The sequence below is a fragment of the Microbacterium sp. SA39 genome (assembly GCF_000967865.1).
Classification (GTDB): Bacteria; Actinomycetota; Actinomycetes; order Actinomycetales; family Microbacteriaceae; genus Microbacterium.
In genome coordinates this window covers 52606-72968 of the sequence record NZ_JXRU01000023.1, presented here as the reverse complement: position 1 = coordinate 72968, position 20363 = coordinate 52606, and the positions used below count along the sequence as shown (strand labels likewise).

Sequence of the window (20363 nt, the reverse complement as noted above, 5' to 3'; positions counted from 1 at the left end):
GACAGCGACGAAGCCCGCGCAGCGACCTACGACGCCTGGCTCCATCACTACAATCACCACAGACCCCACACCGGCATCGGCGGCCAAACACCCTCAGACCGCGTTCACAACCTCACGGGGAAGAACAGCTAGATGGACCGCGCGGTCAATTGCTCTCAACCTAGAGTCCCCGGTACTCCGCAGTCTGTCCTTTCTTCGGAGAGCAGACTAAGGTTGAAAGTACGGTGTCGACATAGTGTTTTTCTAGTGGCAGTCTCATAGCTTTTCCAGTGTCACCGGAGTAGAGTGTGACTACGAGTCACGGAAGAGGAGGTCGCATGATGAACGGCAAGCCGATCGCAACGGCCACGAAGCACAGCGCGCACAAGAGAGTGATCAAGCTCGACGTTCGCGAGGTCACCCGTCGCCTGAACGCAGCGCTCGGCGGCACGCTGGTGTCGACCCTCGCCGGATCCAAGGACACGAAGGCCTCCTACAAGTGGGCCAAGGAGACCGGCCCTCAGCCGGGTCCCGAGGTCGTGAAGCGCCTCGTGTTCGCATACGAGCAGTGGCAGAAGGTCGCCGAGGTCGAAGGCGAGCACGTCGCTCGCGTCTGGTTCATCGGCGCGAACCCCTGGCTCGAGTACGACACCCCGATCATGGCCATCCGAGAGGACCGCCTCAAGGACGTGGGGAACGCCGCCCAGGCCCTGATCGATGACAGCTTCAGTGGCTGAGCCGGGCACACGGCGCATCTGCCAGGACACCGGACTCGCACTCGTTGCGGGTCCGGTGTCCTCGTTCCGGATCGCCCGAGAGTCCTACGGCGCCCTGGCCCCGAAGCCCCGCGAGTCGGGTGACGACCCCGGCAGCTGGAGCCGCTACGACACCATCGGACGGACCATCTACAGCAGCGCCGACCGCGTCACCGCGTTCATGGAGCTGCTGGCGTCGTACCGCACCGACATCAACGCCGAGCGCCGCGCACTGCAGCCAGCGGCGGATGCCGTGGGCATGAGCCTCGACGACTACTGGAACGACATCGTCTCCGAGTGGGACGAAGCCGGCAACATGAAGGCGATGTGGCTACCCCGTGCCTTCCGCGACGGCCGCGCGCTGTACACGCTCGAGTATCCGGACGGCTGGTGGATCGATGCCTCGGCGACGGAGACCATCGCCGCCATCCATGACCTCTTCACCGGCCCCTGGCCCACGAAAGACGGCGACTCGGAGAAGCCGCTCACCCTCGCCGACCTCCCTGGCGATGACCGCGTGCTCACCACGGCGATCGCAGGCGTCATTCGGGAACACGTCCAGCTCGACGACGGAACGCTGCCGCTCGGCATTCAGTTTCTGTCCAAGCACGGCCGCCCGACCGAGGGGTCGGGCCTGTGCTGGGCGTACTGGATGCGCCAGGTCGACAGCGGACTCGATGAGCCCGCCAAGGTGCTCGCTACTGAACCGATCCGCGACGACGACGCGGCCTACAAGGCTGCTCAGGTGCACTGCAAGATCAAGTCGCGGTGATCGCGATGGACCTCGAGATCACCGTCACGCCTCGCGAGACACACGTGTGGGCGCCGCGGCCCCAGGCAGCGCAGGAGCTGCGCCACGAGCTCGCTGAGTCCGGCTACCTCGTGCGCGACGCTGACCCGTTCGAGTTGACCAGCGCCGGTCTCATCCCCGACGGCGAGCACCTCGAGTTCGACCCCGCGCGCATCTTCGACGTCGGGATCGGCCCGAATGCGAACGCGACGCTCCACGCGCTGACGGACTCCGGTCACACGCTCATCTGGCACCGCTGGCAGACGAGACTGGTTCGCAAGGTCTGGGGCGTCAGTATCGCCATCCCCCGCAAGAACCGCCCGCGGCCCGGTTCAACGGAATCCGCCATCCACTTCGGTGGCCCGGTGCGCAGCACACGCGGCCTCGGTCTCAGGCTCTCGCGCGACACGTACGCGAGGATCAACAAGCGCTCGTCCCTGTCGCGCATGTACCGAGAAGACGACCCCGAGTTCTGGGACGCCGTCGACAAGGACTACGACGACGCGGAGCACCGCATCCGCTCAGACGCATGGTGCGAGGCGATGCGCGAGGCTGCGCTGGCGAACTTCGATCTGAACATGGCCCACTTCGCCTCGCTCGACCGCGAAGAGTTCGAGCAGGCGCTGCAGTCGGCCGCCGCCAGCCGGCGCGGCATGATCGAGGTCACGGATCTCGCGCAGTGGGACGGCGTCCCCGGGATCTACATCATGGTGCTCGACGAGTACTGCCAGGTGTATGTCGGCGTGGCCAACTCGTCGACGGGAATCGCGAAACGCATCCGCCAGCACTGGACACACCAGAAGGAGTTCGACCGGCTCCTCTGGGGCAGCATCGAGACATCGATTCTCGCGATCGACAGCTTCCGCGCTCTCGACACCACGCGCATCTTCGCGCTCAAGACTGAGCGCACGTTCGACGGCGAGAACCCGCTCCTCGAGCAGTTCCCGAGGAAGTTCACGCTGAACCGCGTCATGGGAGGCAACGACGTCGTCCACCTCGCCGGCTTCCTCGGCGTCGAAGCCGTCATGCGGACGCGCGAGTTCGCGCCGCCCCTCGACGAGGGCTGAGGCTACCCTCCTCGGGCAGCGCCGGGGCAGCTACCAGCCGAAACACCTCGCAAGGCCTCGCCTAAACGTGATGCTCTTTTCGCCGCGGCAGTGACCCGAACTGCGTCGCGCGATCAACTACGCGTGTACGGGCCATTCCTCGTGACCGGCACCGGCGGAATCGCCGGGGACAAGTAGGGTGATTTGGAACCGATCGAAGGAGACGCGTTGTCTGAGGAGTCCACGATTCAGAGGCGAGACTACAACCCTGGCCCGCGCGTGGGGATCACGTTCTCCACGTTCGATCTGTTGCACGCCGGGCACATCATGATGCTTGCCGAGGCGAAGCGCCAGTGCGACTACCTCATCGTCGGTCTCCAGATGGACCCGACACTGGATCGTCCCGAGAAGAACGCACCGACGCAGACCGTTGTCGAACGGTACATCCAGCTGCGCGGGTGCCAGTATGTGGACGAGATCGTGCCGTACTCGACGGAGCAAGATCTCGAGGACATCCTTCGCTCGTTCAAGCTCGACGTGCGCGTCGTCGGCGACGAGTACCGCGACCGCGACTTCACAGGACGCGCATACTGCGAGACGAGTGGGATCGAGCTGTACTTCAACGGCCGAGATCACCGGTTCTCCAGCTCAGGTCTACGAAAGATCGTGGCCGAGAAAGAAGCCGAACGGGTCGCGAATGCGTGACGCGAGAGTTTTTCATGGTTGAGGCAACGAATCAGCAAGCCGAACGGAGCTCCCGGGCCGCAACGCCCGGGAGCTCCCTCGTGTACTTCATCTTCGCCTGCCTGGGTGTGTTGCCCATCCTGGCGATGCCCGTCTTCCAGTACTTCAGCGGCCGATGCGGCGTCTCAAGGAGAGGTGTCGCTCGTTGAAGGTCACAAGACGGCGTTCCCCGCCGGCAGGTACTGCGAGTGGGAGAGCGCTTCGGGCGAGGCGCTGACCTATCAAACCGGATGGATCACGACGATCGTGGCATGCGTCGCGACTCTCTTCGTCGTCTGGATGACGGTGCTCGCGCTGCGCGGGAAAAGACCTCGCAGCGTTCTTCTCGCGCTCGTCCCTGCAGCGGTAGTCCTGCTCGCATGGGTAGTGGTGTTCGTCTAGAACTGCTGGCTTCACGCCGCGATGCGCCAACTGATCACGGCTCCTGATCCGGCCCCGCAGCGACACTCGCCTCGATCTCCCGAAGGCGCTTCAGTTGCGCCCCTGACGTTCTAGATAACCTGGCACCCGCCGCTGACCTTCACGCCGCAGAGCGAGAGTCTGTTCCCGTCGATCAGATGGTGAACGGCGCGTCCGTCAGGCTCCCCGACGCTCTCACAGACCCGCTGGTCCTCGAGAACGACCTCGACCCGGCGCTCTCGATTGTCCTCCCGATCGAATCGGGCGTCCTGGACGTAGCACCGTCGAGCGGGCTCCCCGTGTACTCAGCGGGGAGCAGTGCAGAGCTGGTCCCCGCTGTCAAGGACGATGGATCAGTACAGATCACGACCGTGCTCGAGGCAGCCGACGCTCCCACCCGTTTCGACTACGTTTTCTCAGCAGGGTCCAGCCTCCAGCTGGGGGAAGACGGCTTTGTGGTCATCACCGATGCCGCCGGTCAGTACAGCGGCGCCGTAACCCCACCGTGGGCGCTCGACGCAAACGGCACCACCGTTCCGACGCACTTTGAGGTGAACGGAAACACCCTGACGCAGGTCGTCGACCACGCAGGATTCGCCTACCCCGTGATCGCTGACCCATACGCCGGCAAGGCACTGATCAGCTCTGTCGGCCTCGGCTGGGAGCAGGGCCAGCGCCGCTACTCGGTCACCAAGACCTCATTCGGCCACAGCGTTTCTCTGGGCTATGGACTCGGTGGCGGGGATGATCCCGCTCTTGGAGCACAGATCATGCGCGACCAGGGCTGGAGTGAAGCCGTGTCCAAGGGGTTGAGCACAGCAACAACGATTCGACAGCAGTATGACTGCCACACGGTCTATGCAGCCGGTAAGAACCCGTGGAACCTCGCGCGTTATCGTGGAACCAACGAATGGTGGGGAGTCAATCCCCAACTCTGCAATTGGTGATCCTTATGACTCAGAAATCTCAGCAATCCTCTCGGCTTCTCATCGGTGGCTTGATCGTGATCGGCGTCGCGTTGCTCATCGCATGGACGTTCAGCGTGACCGCCTACGGGTACGAGGTGGATGAGCTTGGCCCTGACGCCGGAGTACGGGCGCAGGACGTTCTGCTATTCGCAGGCGGCGTGGTGAGCATTCTCGCCGCCATCGCCATCTTCGTGATCAGGCGTCGACGCGCTCGGCACAGCACTCTGTAAGACGCCCCTTCCGTCAGGTAGTGCCCAACCGAGTCACCTCGGTTGGGCACTACCTGCTTTCGCGCGCCCGCAGATCACCGAGTCAGTACATCTGCCCCCTGGGGCCAGCCGCAATTCCGCGGGTCGCACTCTGGCTCACGTTATCGGCGGACGGCTCATGCCGCCGAGCGGACAGCTACCGAAAACGATCGTTTGCGGCAGGACGATGGTCGCCACACTCTGGTGAATCAGCTGCGGAGGTTCTGCAAAGGAGTCCTCCGGAGTGAATTGTGAGGAGCATCAATGCAGATCCAACATGGGCGCGTCGGAAGACGCGCCTTCGCTGTTCTGGGAGCCATCGCCGGATCGATGATGATCGTCGGCGCGCTGGCCGCCCCCGCGCAGGCCGCTGTCCCTGCGCCCTCTACCACCTCCGCCCCGATCGAAGCGCCGGCCCCGCCAGATCTCACGGCCGCGGTATCCGTCGGCGACGAGGTGGAGCCGATCACAGTCGAGACCGGCGACGCGATGCGCTCCACACAGGACAGCTGTACGCAGGCCGGAGATCAGGTGCTCTGTATCGAGATGGGCACCGAACCTGCAGATGTTCCGCTCGATGAGGCTGGTCGCGGTGATGTCCAGCCGTTCGCGATGGTCAACGTTCCTGCCTGGCGCCTCGAGGCGGGCGTGCAGAATCAGTACTTCGCCAACCGCACCAACATGTGCGGCATCTTCTCTGGGACCCTCACTGTCCACCAGGTGACCAACGGTGTCCCCGGAGCGGTGGTCGGGACGATGCAGTTCTACAACTACATCTACATGGACACCAGCCTCAACCGTTGGGCCAACCAGATGAGGGTCTCGCCAACCATCATCACCGGCCAGGCGGCAGGTACGCAGATCTCCGGAGTCGCGACATGCACCGGCGGACCTTGCGTGCAGGCGAGCCAGTCGTTCCCCGCGCAGGCGCCTGCCGCGATGGGTAACGCTGACGGCGAGTCGTACTGGGAGTGGACCGGTGCGACGGGAACTGCCGCATACGGGACGCCCTCTTGGAGCATCACGTTCAAGTCTCCGGGTTCGACGACCTCGGCATCGCTCAACCGCCCGGCAGCTCAGGTGCGCTGCGACAACGCTGTTCCCGGACGGGCAGTGATCGGGTGCGTGGTCCCGAGCATCACGCCTGTCATCCGTTACGACGGAACGTCCTTCGTCGAGTTCGGCGCCCGCGTTTCCGGAGCTCAGGCTTCGGGGCTGAAGGGTGGCTCCTCTGCCAACCCGCTTCACCGGATGGTCAACGCGACGCAGCAGGCGGCGAACCGCAACACTGCATGCCCGTCGTCGCTTCCGCGTCCGACGGGGAAGTCCTGTGACGAGTACCCGTTCGCATCCACCTATGAGGGGGCAGCGTTGAGCGGCGGTCTTGCTCGGACGCAGAGCTGGTGCCAGGTCGCACTGGTCAATCCGCCGTCGACGGGCGCCGCGGGGTACAGCGTGTGCATGATCAACGCGAACGAGAACAGCCAGGCGGGCAGCCTGATGAACTCGGTACTATTCGGGCCAAGCCGCGTCATCGACGGTGACGCTTTCTACGTCGAGATCCTCTGACGTAGAGAACCGGATCGGAAGGGGAGGGCGATGCAGCATCGCATCACAGCGTCGGCGATGAACAGCGTGCTGGTCATCGAAGGAGTCGCCGCATCGCCCTCCTCTGATCTTCACGACACCGGCCTGATCATGGTGATCCCCCCAGAGAGTGTGCGGATCGTGACCGGCGTCTTCATGGGTCCTGTCACGGTCGACGTCGAGCCGCTCGACACTCGACCTACTGAGGACGACATCCGGTGGGAAGACGTCGCCGAGTTTCCTGCTCGTCGAGTCAGCGGAGCGCCCGTGACGGTTCACGGCGAGATGGAGCTGCCCGCTGAGGATGTCCCTGACCTCGCCCCAGGCGACTCGGAGCTGGTTCGCATCCGTGTTTCGGCCACCGGTCGGGACGCGAACTTCGACCTCGCCGTCTCCGAGCCGACGGAGCAGTACCTCGTCCAGATTTGGCCGGCCGACGAGGGTGAGAAGGTCTCGTGGCGTTCGAGTAGTCGCACTGCAGCGAGCCGTCGAGCGTCGAAGCCAGTCGTCGGCTGACGAACGGTCTTCGAAAAGATGAACCCCCGCCGCCCGATGAGGGCAGTGGGGTTCGACGTGTCCAGGTGCGCATCCGGACGATAAGTGAAGAGAGTCGGTGAGCGGTGCGCTCGAGGCGCTGTGCCGTTCACCTTCGACGAGTGATGATCAGTCTTTCGCCCGCAGTCGGCTGGTTGACGGCCAGCTCTCGGATCTCGTCCGAGCTCTTCTCGCTGCGTGATCCGTCGCAAGCGCGCGATCGTCGCCGACCGTCTGCGCGAAGACGAGGCGGCCGTGGTCACAGGTTCGCCGCTGTTGGACGCATTTACGAAAGGATCCCGATCACGCAGGCGGGTGGTGATCTCGGCCCGTTACTGCTGCGTTACTGCTGTCAGCACTTCGAGCATGACAAAGGCCCCGCATCCCAGTGTTTCCATGGGATGCGGGGCCTTCGTGGTGGCGGTGACGGTGGGATTTGAACCCACGGTAGGGGGTTACCCTACACAACTTTTCGAGAGTTGCACCTTCGGCCGCTCGGACACGTCACCGCGGAATAGCTTACGCGAGAGCGGGCCGACGCGCGAATCGAGCAACGCGCATCACCAGGCGGATGCGACCTCCGCGTGCGTCCGGAGGATCCCCTCGGTCGATCCGGCCGGCGCCCGGCCGATGCCGCACTCCGTCGCGACGCCGAACTCCGGCGCGAAGGCGGATGCCACGGCGATCCGCCGCGCAGCCCCCTCGACTCCGTCCTCACGGTGCACAAGTCCGAGATACAGCTCCGTCACCGGAACGAGCGACGCGAGCGGCGCGAAGTATCCCTCGTCGTCGCGCTCGATCGGCACGGGCAGGTGCAGCCAGGTGATCTCGCGAGCGGATGCCGCGACTACGGCGTTCGCGTAGCGGACGAGGTTCGCGGCATCCGTCGGCTCGAAGAAGTGCTTCTCCCCCGCGTCGCCGTAGCAGAGGTGCACGCCGACCTCGACGTCCGCGGGGACGGCGTCGACCAGCGCGGCCAGCCGGGAGACGAGACCGTCGAACGGATCACCCGGCCACCACGCCTCCATCACGGCGCCGTAGCCGGCAGCGCGCTCGATGATGCCCATCTCGCTCGCGACGTCCCACTGCACGGCGAGGTCCTCGTGCGGGATCGCGGCGAGGATCTCGTCGAGCTCGCGCAGGATGGCGGCCGTGTAGACCGGTTCGATCGCAGCGCGATCGTCGCCGCCGAAAAACGAGGAGATCACCGCGAGCGGCGTCGGCAGGGAGACCTGGAATCGGATGCCGTGCGCCACGGCGCCTTCCTCGCGAAGGCGCGTGAACACCGCGTACGACTCGATCGCCGCAGACGCATAGCCGAGCGGCGGAAGCTCGATGGCGGCGGCATCCGTCCCCTCCGCGATGCGCAGTCCGCGGGCGTCGATGCCGGCCGGGAACGGGATCGGCTGGTCTCCCACGCGCTCGATGCCCTCGGCCTGCCCGATCACGTCGGGCTGAAACATGATCCAGTGGAACCGCTTGCCGACCTCACCGTCAGGCAGCCGCCGCAGGTGCGAGCCGAGCAGCTCGGCGGCGGTGCGCATCGTGGTCTCGGCGTCGTCATAGTTCACACTGCCCACGAGAAGGGCACCCTGCGGCTGAGTCATCCATCCAGAATATCGGCGGCATCCCGAACGATTTCTCCCGGCTCCTACCTCCGACAGCCCGAACTGGTCGCCGGTTAGGATGGCCTAAGCACCCGACGGAAGGATGCGCACGATGGGCTTCATCACGTCCGACGCTCTGGCGGAGACCGGCTACGTCGTCCTCGACGACCAGCCCGCACCCGTCGACGCCGCCGAATGGCTCGACCTCGAGTACGTGCGCTGGCGCTCCTCTGGCATCACGCGCTTCGCGCCTCTCACCAGCTACGCCGGCGCCGTGGACTGCAACGGCTTCTGGAACCACACGCCGCCCCGCACCGACAAAGACGGCATCTGGATCGCGTCCCAGGTCGCGACCGCGCCGACGCTGCAGCAGTGGGCCCTCGAACCGGGCGCGGGCGTCGGACGCTGCCGGGTGATCGAGCTGCAGCCCAACGAGTACGCGGATGCCATCTACAACCTGCACCAGGACGACAACAACCGCCTCAACGACGAGGGCACCGGTTGGGTCGTGCGCGGGTTCTTCAACCTGACGGACGACACCGCATCGATGCTGATCCTCCGTTCCGACCGCTTCGATCCGGCGACCGAGGTGCGATTGCCGCTCGGCAGAGGCTCACGGATCATCGTCGACACGCAGCGCTTCTGGCACGCGGTCTGGCACCGCGGCACGGCACCGCGCTACGCGCTCATCACCTCGTGGACGAGCGGCCCCGAACTCGACGCCTACATCGCCGCGCACCACGGCGACCCGCATCCACCGACGGTCGAGCTGGATGCACAGTTCGTCGATGACGCGCAGGTCGAGCTGCACCGCCGCATCGAGGAGCGCCGCCGCGCCTTCGAGGCGCAGGGCATCGTGATGGAGCCGCCGACTCCGCTGTACGGCTGAGCCGCCCCGCGGTCAGACCGTCCGGCCGCCCTCCAGGCGCACCACGCGATCTACCGTCCCTTCCGGCGGGGCGACGTGCGAGATCAGCAGCACCGACTGCTCACCGGCCGCGCCGAGCAGGTCGCGCAGCAGGGCGTCGGATGCCTCCGGATCCACCCCCGCGGTCGGCTCGTCGAGCACCAGCACCGGGAAGCCGCGCAGCAGAGCGCGCGCCAGGGCGATGCGCTGCGACTGCCCGCCCGAGACCAGGGCGCCACGGTCGCCGACCCGCGCGTCGAGTCCGCCCCGCTCGCGCACCCACTCCCCCAGGCCGACCCGGTCGAGCACCTCGAGCAGCTCCTCGTCGGTCGCGGTGTCCCGCGCGAACAGCAGGTTCTGGCGGATGTCCTCGTCGAACAGCTGCGGACTCTGCTCGCACAGCCCGATCGTCCGGCGCAGCACCGGGCCCGAGAGCGACGCAGCATCCCGACCGTCGAGCAGATACTCGCCCTCGGCGCGGAGGAAGCCGACGAGCACGGATGCGAGCGAACTCTTCCCCGCACCGCTCGGCCCCGCGACGAGCACCCGCTCGCCGGGTCGCAGATCGAGATCGACACCTTGCAGCGCCGGCGCGCCGCCCGGCCAGGCCGCCCGCACTCCGCGCAGCCGCAACGCCGGGGGGCCGATGATCTCGGCATCGTCACCGGCATCCGCTCTCAGCTCGTCCGGCATCCGCTCTGGGAGCACGTCGACGAGGCGCTCGGCGCTCGACCGCACGCTGCGCCAGGATGCCGCGGCGATCGGCACCGCGCCAAAGATCTCGAACACCACCATCGGCACGAGCACCGCGACCGCCAGCCACGGCCCGTCGATCGCGCCGGTGGAGAGGCCCGGTGCCGCCGCGGCGAGCGCCCATACCGATGCGGCTCCGGCGACCGCCGACACCACCCCGGCGGCGACCGCCTGCGCGAGCGAGGCCCGCGAGACCAGCCGCCGGAGCTCGGCATCCGCGTCTGCGATGCGCGCGCGTGCCTGCTCTTCGGCGCCGAAGGCCAGGAGCACGTCGAGGCTGCCGAAGTAGTCGACGAGCGCGGCCGAGAGATCTGCTCGCCGTGCGGAGACGAGCGCCTCGGCGCGGGAACCGAACACCCAGCCGAGGCCGATCGAGGCTGCGACGGCGACGACCAGGCAGATCGCCAGCGTCAGCGCTGCCGGCGGCGACACGAAGGCGAGGAACCCGACCGCCCCGAGTGCGACGAGCATCGCGACGGCGAGCGGCTGCACGACACGCAACGGCAGGTTCTGCAGGTTCTCGACGTCGTCGACGAGCGCGGCGAGCACCCGACCCCGGTCGGTCCCGCCGAGGCCGGCCGGAGACAGCGGGATGAGGCGGCGCACCATGTCGGCGCGGGTCGAGGCGAGCTGGCGTAGCGCGGCGTCGTGCCCGCTCAGCCGCTCGAGGTAGCGGGTCACAGCCCGCGACACGGCGAAGAAGCGCACACCGACGACCGCGATCGACAGCGGCACGAGCGAGTCGACGATCGAGGCGCTCACGATCAGCCAGCCGCTCACAGCCAGGAGGCTGACGGCGGCGGCCGCGGAAAGCACGCCCCAGACCAGGCCGGGCAGGAAGCGCCCGAGGGGAGGCTGCGCGAGGCGGAGCACGTCTCGGACTCGCTGATCCGTCGCCTGACGCTTCGGCGCCTGAGCTCCGCCCGTGGGTCCCTGAGCCTGTCGAAGGGTCATGCGCTCACCCCCAGCGCCACGACCTGGTCGGCGATCTCGCGTGCCGACCGGCGGTGCGAGACGAGGAGGATCGTCGCTCCGGCATCCGCCCGCTCTCGGAGAGATCGCCAGAGTCGCGCCTCGGTCTCAGGGTCGAGCGCGCTCGAGGGCTCGTCAAGTGCGAGCACCCGGCCGGGGTCGGATGCGTGCCGGTAGAGCGCGCGCGCGACGGCGACGCGCTGCGCCTGCCCGCCCGACAACCCGCTGCCCTGCACGCCGAGCATCCTTTCCGGCTCGATCGAGTCTGCGCAGGCGGCATCGAGAGCAGCGCGGATGCCGTCGGCATCGGGGTGCGGGTCGCCGAGGGCGACGTTCTCGGCCACTGTCCCGCGGAGCAGACCGGGTTTCTGTCCCGCCCATGCGAGCCACGCGGCCGGATCGAGTGCACGCACGTCGCGTCCGGCGAAGGTCGTGGTGCCCTCGAAGTCCGTCGCGCCTCGGAGGGCAGCGAGCAGACTCGACTTCCCCGCACCGCTCGGCCCCTCGATCAGCGTGATCGTGCCGGGAGCGGCGGTGAACGACACGGGCGGCAGGTCACGGACGCGGAGACCTGACACCTCGAGCCGCCGATCACGCGTGCACGATTCAGCAAGAATGTTCGGCCGGGTGGCCTGCCGAGCCGTGTCCGCCCCCTCAGTCGAAATTCTTGCTGAATTGTGAACGGCCGGCCGCCGACCCTCGGCCTGATCGAGCACATCGAACACGTCTTCGGTCGCCGCGACGCCCTCGGCCGCCGCGTGGAACTGCACCCCGACCTGGCGGATCGGCAGGAAGGCCTCGGGCGCGAGCAGCAGCACGAACAGCCCGACCTCGAGAGACAGCTCTCCGGACAACAACCGGAACCCGACCGCCACCGCGATGAGCGCGACCGCGATCGAGGCCAGCAGCTCCATCGCGAACCCCGACAGGAACGAGAAGCGCAGCACCTTCATCGTCTCGCGCCGATACTCGTCGGCCGTGGTCTCGATGCGGTCGGCGGCTCGCCGATCCCGTCCGAACAGCCGCAGCGTCGACAGCCCCTGCACCGTGTCGGCGAAGCGTGCCGCGAGGCGCTGCAGCGTCTGCCACTGCTTCTGCTGCACCGTGCGCGTGGCCATGCCGATCAGGATCAGGAACAGCGGGATCAGCGGCAGCGTGATGATCGCGGTGAGTCCGCTCGGCCAGTCCTGCCACCACATCACGGCGACGATCACGGGCGTCGCGATCACCGTGAGCACGAGCTGCGGAATGTACCGCGCGAAGTACGCGTCGAGCGCCTCGAGCCCATGCCCCGCCGTGACGGCGAGGGCGGTCTGGTTCCGCTGCGCGAGCCACCCCGGCCCGAGACGGCCGACGGCCGCGATGAGCGCGGAACGCAACTGCATCCCGGTCTTCGCCGCGGCACGCGTTCCCGCCGCATCCGACGCCGCGATCAGGGTGCCGCGCAGCAGAGCCGCCGCGAGGAGCCACAGCAGCGAGCCCGAGACATCCCGCCCGGCGAGCGCGCCGGTGACGGCATCCGTCAGCAGCCAGGCGAATGCGACGGTGACGGCGGTCTGGACGACGCCGATCATGGCGGATGCCGCGAGGAAACCGCGTGCGGCACCCGCGTACCTCAGCAGCCGCGGATCGACGGGTTTCATGCGTGTGCCGGCGCCGCCTCGATCGACGAGCGCGTGACGCGCTTGCGGAAGATCCAGTAGGTCCAGCTCTGGTACGCGATGACCAGCGGGAGGGCGATCAGCGCGGTCCAGCTCATGATCTGCAGCGTATACGGCGTGCTCGAGGCATTGGCGATCGTGAGGCTGTAGGCCGGGTCGATCGTCGACGGCATGACGAAGGGGAACAGCGCGAGGAAGAGCATCACGACGGCGAACAGCACGGTCGCGGCTCCTGCGGCGAAGGCCCGGCCGTCGCGCCCCCGCAGCGAGAACACGACCGCCGCGATCAGCGAGACTGCGGCGAGCGCCCCCGCGACGACCACCGGGAACAGCATCGGAGCCTCACGACCCGAGGCGATACCGATCGTCCACAGCACGGTCGCGGCGGCCGCGACGATCGTCGGCACAGCGGCGATCTTCACCAGCCGCCGGGCGTCGTCGTGCACCTGACCGTCGGTCTTGAGAGCCACGAACAGCACGCCGTGCAGGAAGAAGACCAGCAGTGTCGTGAGGCCGACCACGAGCGAGTACGGGTTCAGCAGGGCGAAGAAGCCGCCCACGTAGATGTGGTTCTCATCGATCGCCACCCCCTGCACGATGTTGCCGAAGGCGACGCCCCAGAGGAAGGCCGGCACGGCCGAGCCGATCACGATCATCCGGTCGAAGCGGCGCTTCCACGCCGCGTCCTCTCGTTGGTGCCGGTACTCGAACGAGACGCCGCGCAGGATCAGCGCGAGCAGGATCAGCAGCAGCGGCAGGTAGAAGCCGCTGAAGAGCGTCGCGTACCACTCCGGGAACGACGCGAACAGCACGGCGCCGGCGACGATGACCCAGGTCTCGTTGAGGTCCCAGATCGGGCCGATCGTGTTGATGACCTGGCGGCGCGACACGTCGTTGCGCCCGAGGAAGGGCAGCGACATCCCGACTCCGAAGTCGAAGCCGTCGAGCACGAAGTACCCCACGAAGAAGAAGCCGACGAGCCAGAACCAGAGCGTGGCGAGATCCATGATGCTCCTTCCTCTCAGTAGACGACCGACGGCAGCTGGGCCGTCTCGTCGTGGGGTTGCTCTTCGGTGTCAGGCCCCTTCTGCGCGGCCCGGATGATGAGGCGGATCTCCACCACGGCGAGCGCCGCGTAGATCGCCGTGAACGCGATGAGCGAGATCAGCACCTCGAGGCCGCTGACACCCGGCGAGACACCGTCGCGGGTGCTCATCAGTCCGAAGACGATCCAGGGCTGCCTGCCCATCTCGGTGAAGACCCAGCCCATGATGTTGGCGAAGAGGGCGAGCGGGAACGACCAGATCGCGAGCTTCCACATCCACTGCGCAGGCTCCTTCTTCGCGCTCTTGCGGGTCAGCCAGAGGCCGATCACGGCGACGAGGCCGGCGGCCATGCCGAGGCCGATCATCCAGCGGAACGCCCAGTACGTGATCCACAGCACCGGCGCGAACTCGGTCAGCCCGGTGGCCGCGTAGGTCTGGGCGTACTGGGCGTTGAGGTCGTTGATCCCGTGCACGCACGCGTCGAGGGTGTGCGTCGACAGCAGCGAGAGCAGGTACGGCACGCGGATCGAGAACAGCTCCGAGCTGCCGTCGGGTGTGCCGAGAGTGAAGAGGCTGAACGAGGCGTCCGCGCCGCAGACCGTGTCGAAGGTCGCCTCGGCCGCCGCCATCTTCATCGGCTGCGCGGCGTACATCGCGATTCCCAGCTGGTCACCGGTGAGCACCACCCCGGCCGTGGAGAAGATCATCGCCCAGAGGCCGAACTTCAGCGAGATGCGCATGGTGTCGAAGTGCTGCCCGCGAGCCAGATGCCAGGCCGACACCGAGATCACGACTCCCGCCGCGAACATCAGCGCGCCGAAGATCGTGTGCGGGAACGCGGCGAGCGCGACGGGGTTCGTCAGCAGCGCCCAGAAGTCGGTGAGCTCGGCGCGGTTGGTCTCGGGGTTGTAGACGTAGCCGACCGGGTTCTGCATGAACGAGTTGGCCGCGATGATGAAGTACGCCGAGAGGATGCTGCCGATCGAGACGCACCAGATGGTGGCGAGGTGCAGCTTCTGCGGGAGCTTGTCCCAGCCGAAGATCCACAGGCCGATGAAGGTCGCCTCGAAGAAGAACGCGAGCAGGCCCTCGAAGGCGAGCGGGGCGCCGAACACGTCGCCGACGAAGCGGGAGTAGTCCGACCAGTTCATGCCGAACTGGAACTCCTGCACGATGCCGGTGACGACGCCCATGGCGAAGTTGATGAGGAAGATCTTGCCGAAGAACCGGGTCAGGTGCAGGTAATGGACCTTGCCGGTGCGCACCCAGGCGGTCTGGAAGATCGCCGCGACCAGCGCCATCCCGATCGTGAGCGGCACGAACAGGTAGTGGTAGACGGTCGTCAGCCCGAACTGCCATCGAGAGAGGACGAGCGGGTCAAGCCATTCCATGCGCGACTCCTGTTCGGTCGGTCAGCTGCTGTGTGTCTGTGAGCTGGACGACACAGTCCGACGGTCGTCCGGATACCCGCACGCACTCCGCGGAGAGCGGCCCGCCGGCCTCGGTCAGCACGCCCTGCATGAGGCCGAGGTGCACCTGGCACAGCATCGCGCGATCCTCGGGGCGGCCCGCCGCATGCGGGCACGGGCTGAGGTCGACGGTCAGCCGCTCGTCGTCGACGACGGGTTCGACGCCGCTCTCCTCCAGGTGCTCGACCAGCGCATCCAGTTGGTAGATCGCCGCTTCACTCAGATCGGATGCCGCACCCGGCAGCATCCGCCGCATGAGGTCGCCGCGTCGAGCGGCGGCTTTCGCTTTGTGCTGGGCGACGGGGCTGGATGCTCCGGGGGCGCCGGTCGCCGCGCTGTAGAGCACACGCGGCCGACCGCGGGTGGTGCGGTGCTCGGTCGTGGCGATCACGTAGCCGCCGTCGATCAAGCGCTGCAGGTGCTCGCGCACCGTGTTCGGGTGGAGGCCGGTCGCCTCGCTCAGCTCCCCGATGGTGCGCTGGGGACGGCTCTGGACCCTGGCGTGTTCGAAGAGCAGGTGCAGGAGCTGCACCCGTGAGAAGGTCGAGATCGGCCCGCAGACGGGCCCGCCGTTGCGCATGACTCCATCCTCCCCGCAGTCTGCTGCGGGATCGAGGCGTGCGGCCGTGAATAATGCCCTCTCCGATAGGGATGTCGGATGCCGGCGATAGCCTGGGGGCATGGCCACCCGAAAATCCGCTCCTCCGGCGTACGTCTGCACGGAATGCGGGTGGACGACGGCGAAGTGGGTCGGTCGCTGCGGTGAGTGCCAGCAGTGGGGCACGGTGCAGGAACAGGCGGCTCCGACCGGCATCCTGCGCCGGGTGACGGCGCTCGCTCCCACCGCCGAGCGCTCGGCTCGGCCGATCACGCAGATCACCACGCAGGATGCTCCACGTCGCACCAGCGGCGTCGGAGAGTTCGACCGCGTGCTCGGCGGCGGCATCGTGCCCGGCGCCGCCATCCTGCTCAGCGGCGAGCCGGGCGTCGGCAAGTCGACGCTCCTGCTCGAGGTGGCGGCACAGGCCGCGCGCGGCGGGCGGCGGGTGCTCTATGCGAGCGCCGAGGAGTCCCCCGGCCAGGTGCGCCTGCGCGCCGAACGCACCGGGGCACTGCACGACGAGCTCTACCTCGCCAGCGAGACCGATCTCGCGACGATCCTCGGCCACATCGATGACGTGCAGCCGCAGCTCGTGATCGTCGACTCGGTGCAGACCGTCTCGTCGTCGCTGTCCGACGGCGCGGCCGGCCAGCCGAGCCAGGTGCGCGAGGTCGCCTCGACTCTCATCCGGGTGGCGAAAGACCGCGACCTTCCGATCATCCTCGTCGGCCACGTGACGAAAGACGGTCAGGTCGCGGGTCCTCGCGTGCTCGAGCACCTCGTCGACGTGGTCTGCCACTTCGAGGGCGACCGGGAGACCTCGCTGCGTTTCATCCGCGCGCTCAAGAACCGCTTCGGCCCCACCGACGAGGTCGGCTGCTTCGAGATGACCGGTGCCGGCATCGCCGAGGTCCCCGACCCGTCAGGGCTGTTCCTCTCGAAGTCCACGGCCGAGGGCACGTGCGTCGCGATCTCCCTCGAGGGCCGACGCGCGCTGCCGGTCGAGGTGCAGGCGCTCACGGTGCCGTCGACGGCGCCGAACCCCCGGCGCATCGTGCACGGCGTCGATTCGTCGCGCGTCGCGATGGTGCTCGCGATCCTCGAGCGGCGCGCGAACATCAAGACCAGCAACCTCGACGTCTACGTGTCGACCGTCGGCGGCGTGCGCTTCACCGAACCGGCGGCGGATCTCGCGATCGCGATCGCCGTGGCCGGATCCGTTCAGCGCACCTCGGTGCCGCGCACGGTGGCCGCCGTGGGCGAGCTGAGCCTGGCGGGTGAGATCCGTCCCGTGACGCAGGCCGCACAGCGCCGGTCGGAGGCATCGCGCCTCGGCTACGACCAGGTCGTCGACGACCGCTCGAAGACGCTCGTCGGCGCATTGAAAGACATCAAGGCGCGCGAACGCGGTCCGCGCGAGCAACGCGACATCCCTCCGTTCTAGATTCCCCCGGGTTACGCGTCGAGCGCCTTGAGCAGCTCGACCGGGTCAGCCTGCATCGGGTGGGGGCCGGCGATGTCGAGGAACACCGTCGTGATCGGATGCGCGGCGAGGAACTTCCGCAGCCAGTCCGCGGTGTAGATGCCCACGCCGGGCGGGAGGTTCGCCGGCTTGTTCTTCGCGTCGCTGAAGAGCAGCAGCGCGAGGTCGCCCGTCTTCGCATCGCGGTAGGTCCACACCTCGCCGCTGTCGAGCGGGTTGTCGCGTGCACCCGGCGAGTTCAGGGGCACGACGGTCGTGCCGTGACGGAGCGCCAGGGCGACGGCGGCGACATCCTGCTTCTCGAGGGCGTGGGCCAGAGCATCCGATCGGAAGTCTTCCGGTGCGGGCTTTTTCTTCGAGGCCTTCGCCTTCTTCGCTGCCATGTCACCAGCTTATTCACGGTCGGCGGCGCAGTGCGCGGCATCCGCTGGCGGCGAAAAGAGCCGCCCGAGAAAAGATTGGGGCCCTCTCGAGTCCCACATTGGGGACTGGGGTACTCGAGAGGGCCCTCGGACTCTCGAACGGCGATGTCGAAGCGCTGGGGACGCTGTAGTTCGACGCCACTGGGGATGGCATGTGCCGCTAGTGCGGAGAGTCACTCAATGGTATCCCAAAGAGCGGTTCCTGTCTGCACCCGTCGCACAAAACCTCTGATGTCGAAGTATTCCGAATCGTGGAGCACGATCGACAGTGCTTTTCGAAGTTCGGAGGGGGGATTCACAACGAACTACGATCGCCGCCGCTCTGCCGGAGTTCCGCGATCCGACGTGCGAGGAACCGCCGTTCCGGATCGGACGGGGCGAGATCGAGTGCGCGGGCATAGTGCACCAGGGCCTCGGTGTCCCGCCCGGCACGGCGCAGCATGTCGGCCCGAGCCGCGGGCAGCAGATGGTAGCTCTCCAACCGTGCGTCCTCGAGCGCGTCGAGAAGAGCGAGTCCCGCGAGCGGGCCCTCCGAAAGTCCGACGGCCACCGCGCGGTTCAGGTCCACGACCGGCGAGGGCGCCACTCGCGCCAGCCGCGCATAGAGCTCGGCCACCCGCGCGAAGTCGGTCGACTCGGGTGACGGGGCGGTCGCATGGTGGCGCGCGATCTCCGCCTGCAGGCGATACGGTCCGACGACGCTGTCGAATTGTCGGCGCGCGGACTCCGAGGCAGCGAGCGCCGCCACCGCTTCACCGATCATGGCGGCATCCCACCTTCCCCGATCCTGGTCTTCCATCAGGACCAGATCGCCCGCTTCATCGAGGCGGGTCTCCGCGCGCGAGTGCTGGAACAGCATGAGGGCGAGGAGTCCCAGCACCTCGGGCAGCAGCGGTGAGCCGGCCATCAGCGTGGCGAGCAGTCGTCCGAGCCGGATCGCCTCCTCCGACAGCTCGGTCCGCACGAGCACGCCCCCACCCGCGTATCCCTCGGTGAACAGCAGGTAGAGGACCGCGAGGACTCCCTGCGTACGCTCCGGCAGGTACTCCTCCCGCGGGACGCGGTAGGGGATCCCCGCATCACGGATCCTGGCGCGCGCCCGCACCAGGCGCTTCTGCATCGCCGGCTCCGACACGAGGAAGGCGCGCGCGATCTCGTCGACCTCGAGCCCGGCGACAGTGCGCAGGGTCAGGGCGACGCGCGCCTCCATCGGCAGGGCGGGGTGGCAGCAGGTGAAGATCAGCCGAAGCGGATCGTCGTCGACCACGCCCTCATCCTCTGCGGCAGATGCCGCGCCGCGCGCCTCTGCATCCTCACGATCGATGTCCGCCTCGATGGCCGCGCGGGCCGCCGTCCTGCGATCGGTCGCGGCCCGGCGAAGGGCGTCGACAGCCGCGTTCCGCGCGGCCGTCGTGAGCCACGCGCCGGGGTTGTCGGGGATGCCGCGATCCGGCCAGACGGTCAGAGCGCGGGTGACGGCATCCTGCACGGCATCCTCCGCGAGGTCCCACTCCCCCGTGCGACAGATCAGCGTCGCCACGATCCGCAGACGCTCGACGGCGACCGTCGAGGCGAGCACGCGGCGCACCTCGGCGATCGCCGTCGAGTCGGTCATCCGGTCACTCCATCGGCCAGACGGGGCGCACCTCGACGCGACCGAAGCGGGCCATCGGGTGCTTCGCCGCGATCTCGATCGCCTCGTCGACGTCGGCGACATCGATGAGGTCGAACCCGGCGATCCATTCCCTCGTCTCGGTGAATGGGCCGTCGGTGAGGATCGTCCGGCCGTCTCGCACCGTCACCGTGGTCGCATCGGACGGCGGTCGCAGCCGATTGCCCGTCCGGGCGACCCCGCGGGTCTCCACCTCGGCCGCCCACTCCTCGATGTTGTCCTCTTCGGGCACGTACGCCGGGGCGGCCGGGTCGCTGACGATGAACAGCAGATATTCCATGTGCTCTCTCCCTCTCGGATTGATTCTTCGTCATGACGACGGGGACGAGAAGGCCCGGAGGACACTTCGGGACGAAAGTTCTCAGTGCATCAAACGTCGGATCTCGACCGGTGAGAAGCGCGTCTCCGCCAGACGACCGGCGATCTCGACGGCCCGCTCCCGGTCGGCCACGTCGACGATGTAGTACCCGCCGATGATCTCCGCGCCCTCCGTGAACGGCCCGCGTGTGGCGATCGGTTCGCCGCGGTAGGTGCCGATGACCGTGGCATCCTCCTGATCGAGCTCGTTGGAGTCGACGAGCTCTCCGGTCTTCTGCAGCTCGAGATGGACGGCCCGGTGGGCCTCGTCGAACATCGCCGCATCCGCAGCCCACTGCTTCCGGGCGTCGTCGTCGGTCAAGATGTTGATCATGTAACGCATGAGCGTCCTCCTGTTTCCGT

The 20363-nt window shown here is 67.5% G+C and carries 21 protein-coding genes and 1 tRNA gene; 11 read left to right on the top strand and 11 right to left on the bottom strand.

Annotated features, from left to right (window positions below):
* The 9 genes from RS85_RS19185 to RS85_RS02250 all read left to right on the top strand — a co-directional run.
* On the top strand, positions 1–132 hold a 132-nt coding region (locus RS85_RS19185), incomplete at its 5' end, for an integrase core domain-containing protein (protein ID WP_152642312.1).
* A gap of 185 nt (positions 133–317) precedes the next feature.
* Entirely contained in the window at positions 318–716 is a 399-nt protein-coding gene (locus tag RS85_RS02295; protein ID WP_327037198.1) for a hypothetical protein, read from the top strand.
* Complete coding sequence (locus RS85_RS02290; RefSeq protein ID WP_152642311.1) at positions 697–1506, top strand: hypothetical protein; 810 nt, start codon at positions 697–699, stop codon at positions 1504–1506. Before RS85_RS02295 ends, RS85_RS02290 begins: the two co-directional genes overlap by 20 nt.
* Positions 1507–1511: 5 nt before the next feature.
* Positions 1512–2591: a hypothetical protein gene (locus RS85_RS18875; protein ID WP_235282303.1), complete on the top strand. Its 1080-nt coding sequence runs from the start codon at positions 1512–1514 to the stop codon at positions 2589–2591.
* A gap of 207 nt (positions 2592–2798) precedes the next feature.
* Positions 2799–3275, top strand: a complete 477-nt coding sequence (locus RS85_RS02280) for an adenylyltransferase/cytidyltransferase family protein (protein ID WP_200894775.1) — start codon at positions 2799–2801, stop codon at positions 3273–3275.
* A 174-nt stretch (positions 3276–3449) separates the two neighbouring features.
* On the top strand, positions 3450–3695 hold the full coding sequence (locus RS85_RS02270; protein WP_046011795.1) for a hypothetical protein: 246 nt from the start codon (positions 3450–3452) through the stop codon (positions 3693–3695).
* Positions 3696–3871: 176 nt separating this feature from the next.
* Positions 3872–4660 (top strand): hypothetical protein, encoded by a 789-nt coding sequence (locus RS85_RS18870; RefSeq protein WP_052703291.1) that lies wholly within the window; start codon positions 3872–3874, stop codon positions 4658–4660.
* A 533-nt stretch (positions 4661–5193) separates the two neighbouring features.
* Positions 5194–6498, top strand: coding sequence for a NucA/NucB deoxyribonuclease domain-containing protein (locus tag RS85_RS18865; protein WP_052703289.1), 1305 nt, complete (start codon positions 5194–5196; stop codon positions 6496–6498).
* A 30-nt stretch (positions 6499–6528) separates the two neighbouring features.
* Positions 6529–7032, top strand: coding sequence for a hypothetical protein (locus RS85_RS02250; RefSeq protein WP_046011793.1), 504 nt, complete (start codon positions 6529–6531; stop codon positions 7030–7032).
* Positions 7033–7468: 436 nt separating this feature from the next.
* On the opposite strand, the gene RS85_RS02245 is transcribed toward RS85_RS02250, so the two are convergent.
* A tRNA-Ser gene (locus RS85_RS02245) sits at positions 7469–7559 on the bottom strand.
* Between the two features lie 51 nt (positions 7560–7610).
* Positions 7611–8657, bottom strand: coding sequence for a hypothetical protein (locus RS85_RS02240; RefSeq protein WP_046011792.1), 1047 nt, complete (start codon positions 8655–8657; stop codon positions 7611–7613).
* A 112-nt stretch (positions 8658–8769) separates the two neighbouring features.
* On the opposite strand from RS85_RS02240, the gene RS85_RS02235 reads away from it, so the two are divergent.
* A complete protein-coding gene (locus RS85_RS02235; RefSeq protein ID WP_046011807.1) occupies positions 8770–9546 on the top strand; it encodes a hypothetical protein in 777 nt (258 codons plus the stop codon).
* Between the two features lie 12 nt (positions 9547–9558).
* On the opposite strand, the gene cydC is transcribed toward RS85_RS02235, so the two are convergent.
* Genes cydC through RS85_RS02210 form a run of 5 tightly spaced genes read right to left on the bottom strand, consistent with a single transcriptional unit; the run spans position 9559 to position 16045 of the window.
* Positions 9559–11271 (bottom strand): thiol reductant ABC exporter subunit CydC, encoded by a 1713-nt coding sequence (cydC, locus tag RS85_RS02230; protein WP_082087448.1) that lies wholly within the window; start codon positions 11269–11271, stop codon positions 9559–9561.
* Positions 11268–12932, bottom strand: a complete 1665-nt coding sequence (gene cydD / locus RS85_RS02225; RefSeq protein ID WP_046011791.1) for a thiol reductant ABC exporter subunit CydD — start codon at positions 12930–12932, stop codon at positions 11268–11270. Before cydD ends, cydC begins: the two co-directional genes overlap by 4 nt.
* The gene (cydB, locus tag RS85_RS02220) at positions 12929–13957 is read right to left on the bottom strand and encodes a cytochrome d ubiquinol oxidase subunit II (RefSeq protein WP_046011790.1); all 1029 of its coding nucleotides are present in this window, start codon (positions 13955–13957) and stop codon (positions 12929–12931) included. The genes cydD and cydB overlap by 4 nt, the downstream gene beginning before the upstream one ends.
* A 14-nt stretch (positions 13958–13971) precedes the next feature.
* Entirely contained in the window at positions 13972–15387 is a 1416-nt protein-coding gene (locus RS85_RS02215; protein ID WP_046011789.1) for a cytochrome ubiquinol oxidase subunit I, read from the bottom strand.
* Entirely contained in the window at positions 15374–16045 is a 672-nt protein-coding gene (locus RS85_RS02210) for an ArsR family transcriptional regulator (protein ID WP_046011788.1), read from the bottom strand. The genes RS85_RS02215 and RS85_RS02210 overlap by 14 nt, the downstream gene beginning before the upstream one ends.
* A gap of 100 nt (positions 16046–16145) precedes the next feature.
* On the opposite strand from RS85_RS02210, the gene radA reads away from it, so the two are divergent.
* A complete protein-coding gene (radA, locus tag RS85_RS02205; protein WP_046011787.1) occupies positions 16146–17510 on the top strand; it encodes a DNA repair protein RadA in 1365 nt (454 codons plus the stop codon).
* A gap of 11 nt (positions 17511–17521) precedes the next feature.
* On the opposite strand, the gene RS85_RS02200 is transcribed toward radA, so the two are convergent.
* From RS85_RS02200 to RS85_RS02185, 4 genes are all read right to left on the bottom strand, one after another.
* On the bottom strand, positions 17522–17932 hold the full coding sequence (locus RS85_RS02200; RefSeq protein WP_046011786.1) for a hypothetical protein: 411 nt from the start codon (positions 17930–17932) through the stop codon (positions 17522–17524).
* Between the two features lie 334 nt (positions 17933–18266).
* Positions 18267–19586, bottom strand: a complete 1320-nt coding sequence (locus tag RS85_RS02195) for an RNA polymerase sigma factor (protein ID WP_046011785.1) — start codon at positions 19584–19586, stop codon at positions 18267–18269.
* A 4-nt stretch (positions 19587–19590) separates the two neighbouring features.
* The gene (locus tag RS85_RS02190) at positions 19591–19923 is read right to left on the bottom strand and encodes a YciI family protein (RefSeq protein ID WP_046011784.1); all 333 of its coding nucleotides are present in this window, start codon (positions 19921–19923) and stop codon (positions 19591–19593) included.
* 81 nt (positions 19924–20004) lie between these two features.
* Positions 20005–20334: a YciI family protein gene (locus tag RS85_RS02185; protein WP_160298605.1), complete on the bottom strand. Its 330-nt coding sequence runs from the start codon at positions 20332–20334 to the stop codon at positions 20005–20007.
* Positions 20335–20363: the final 29 nt, after the last annotated feature.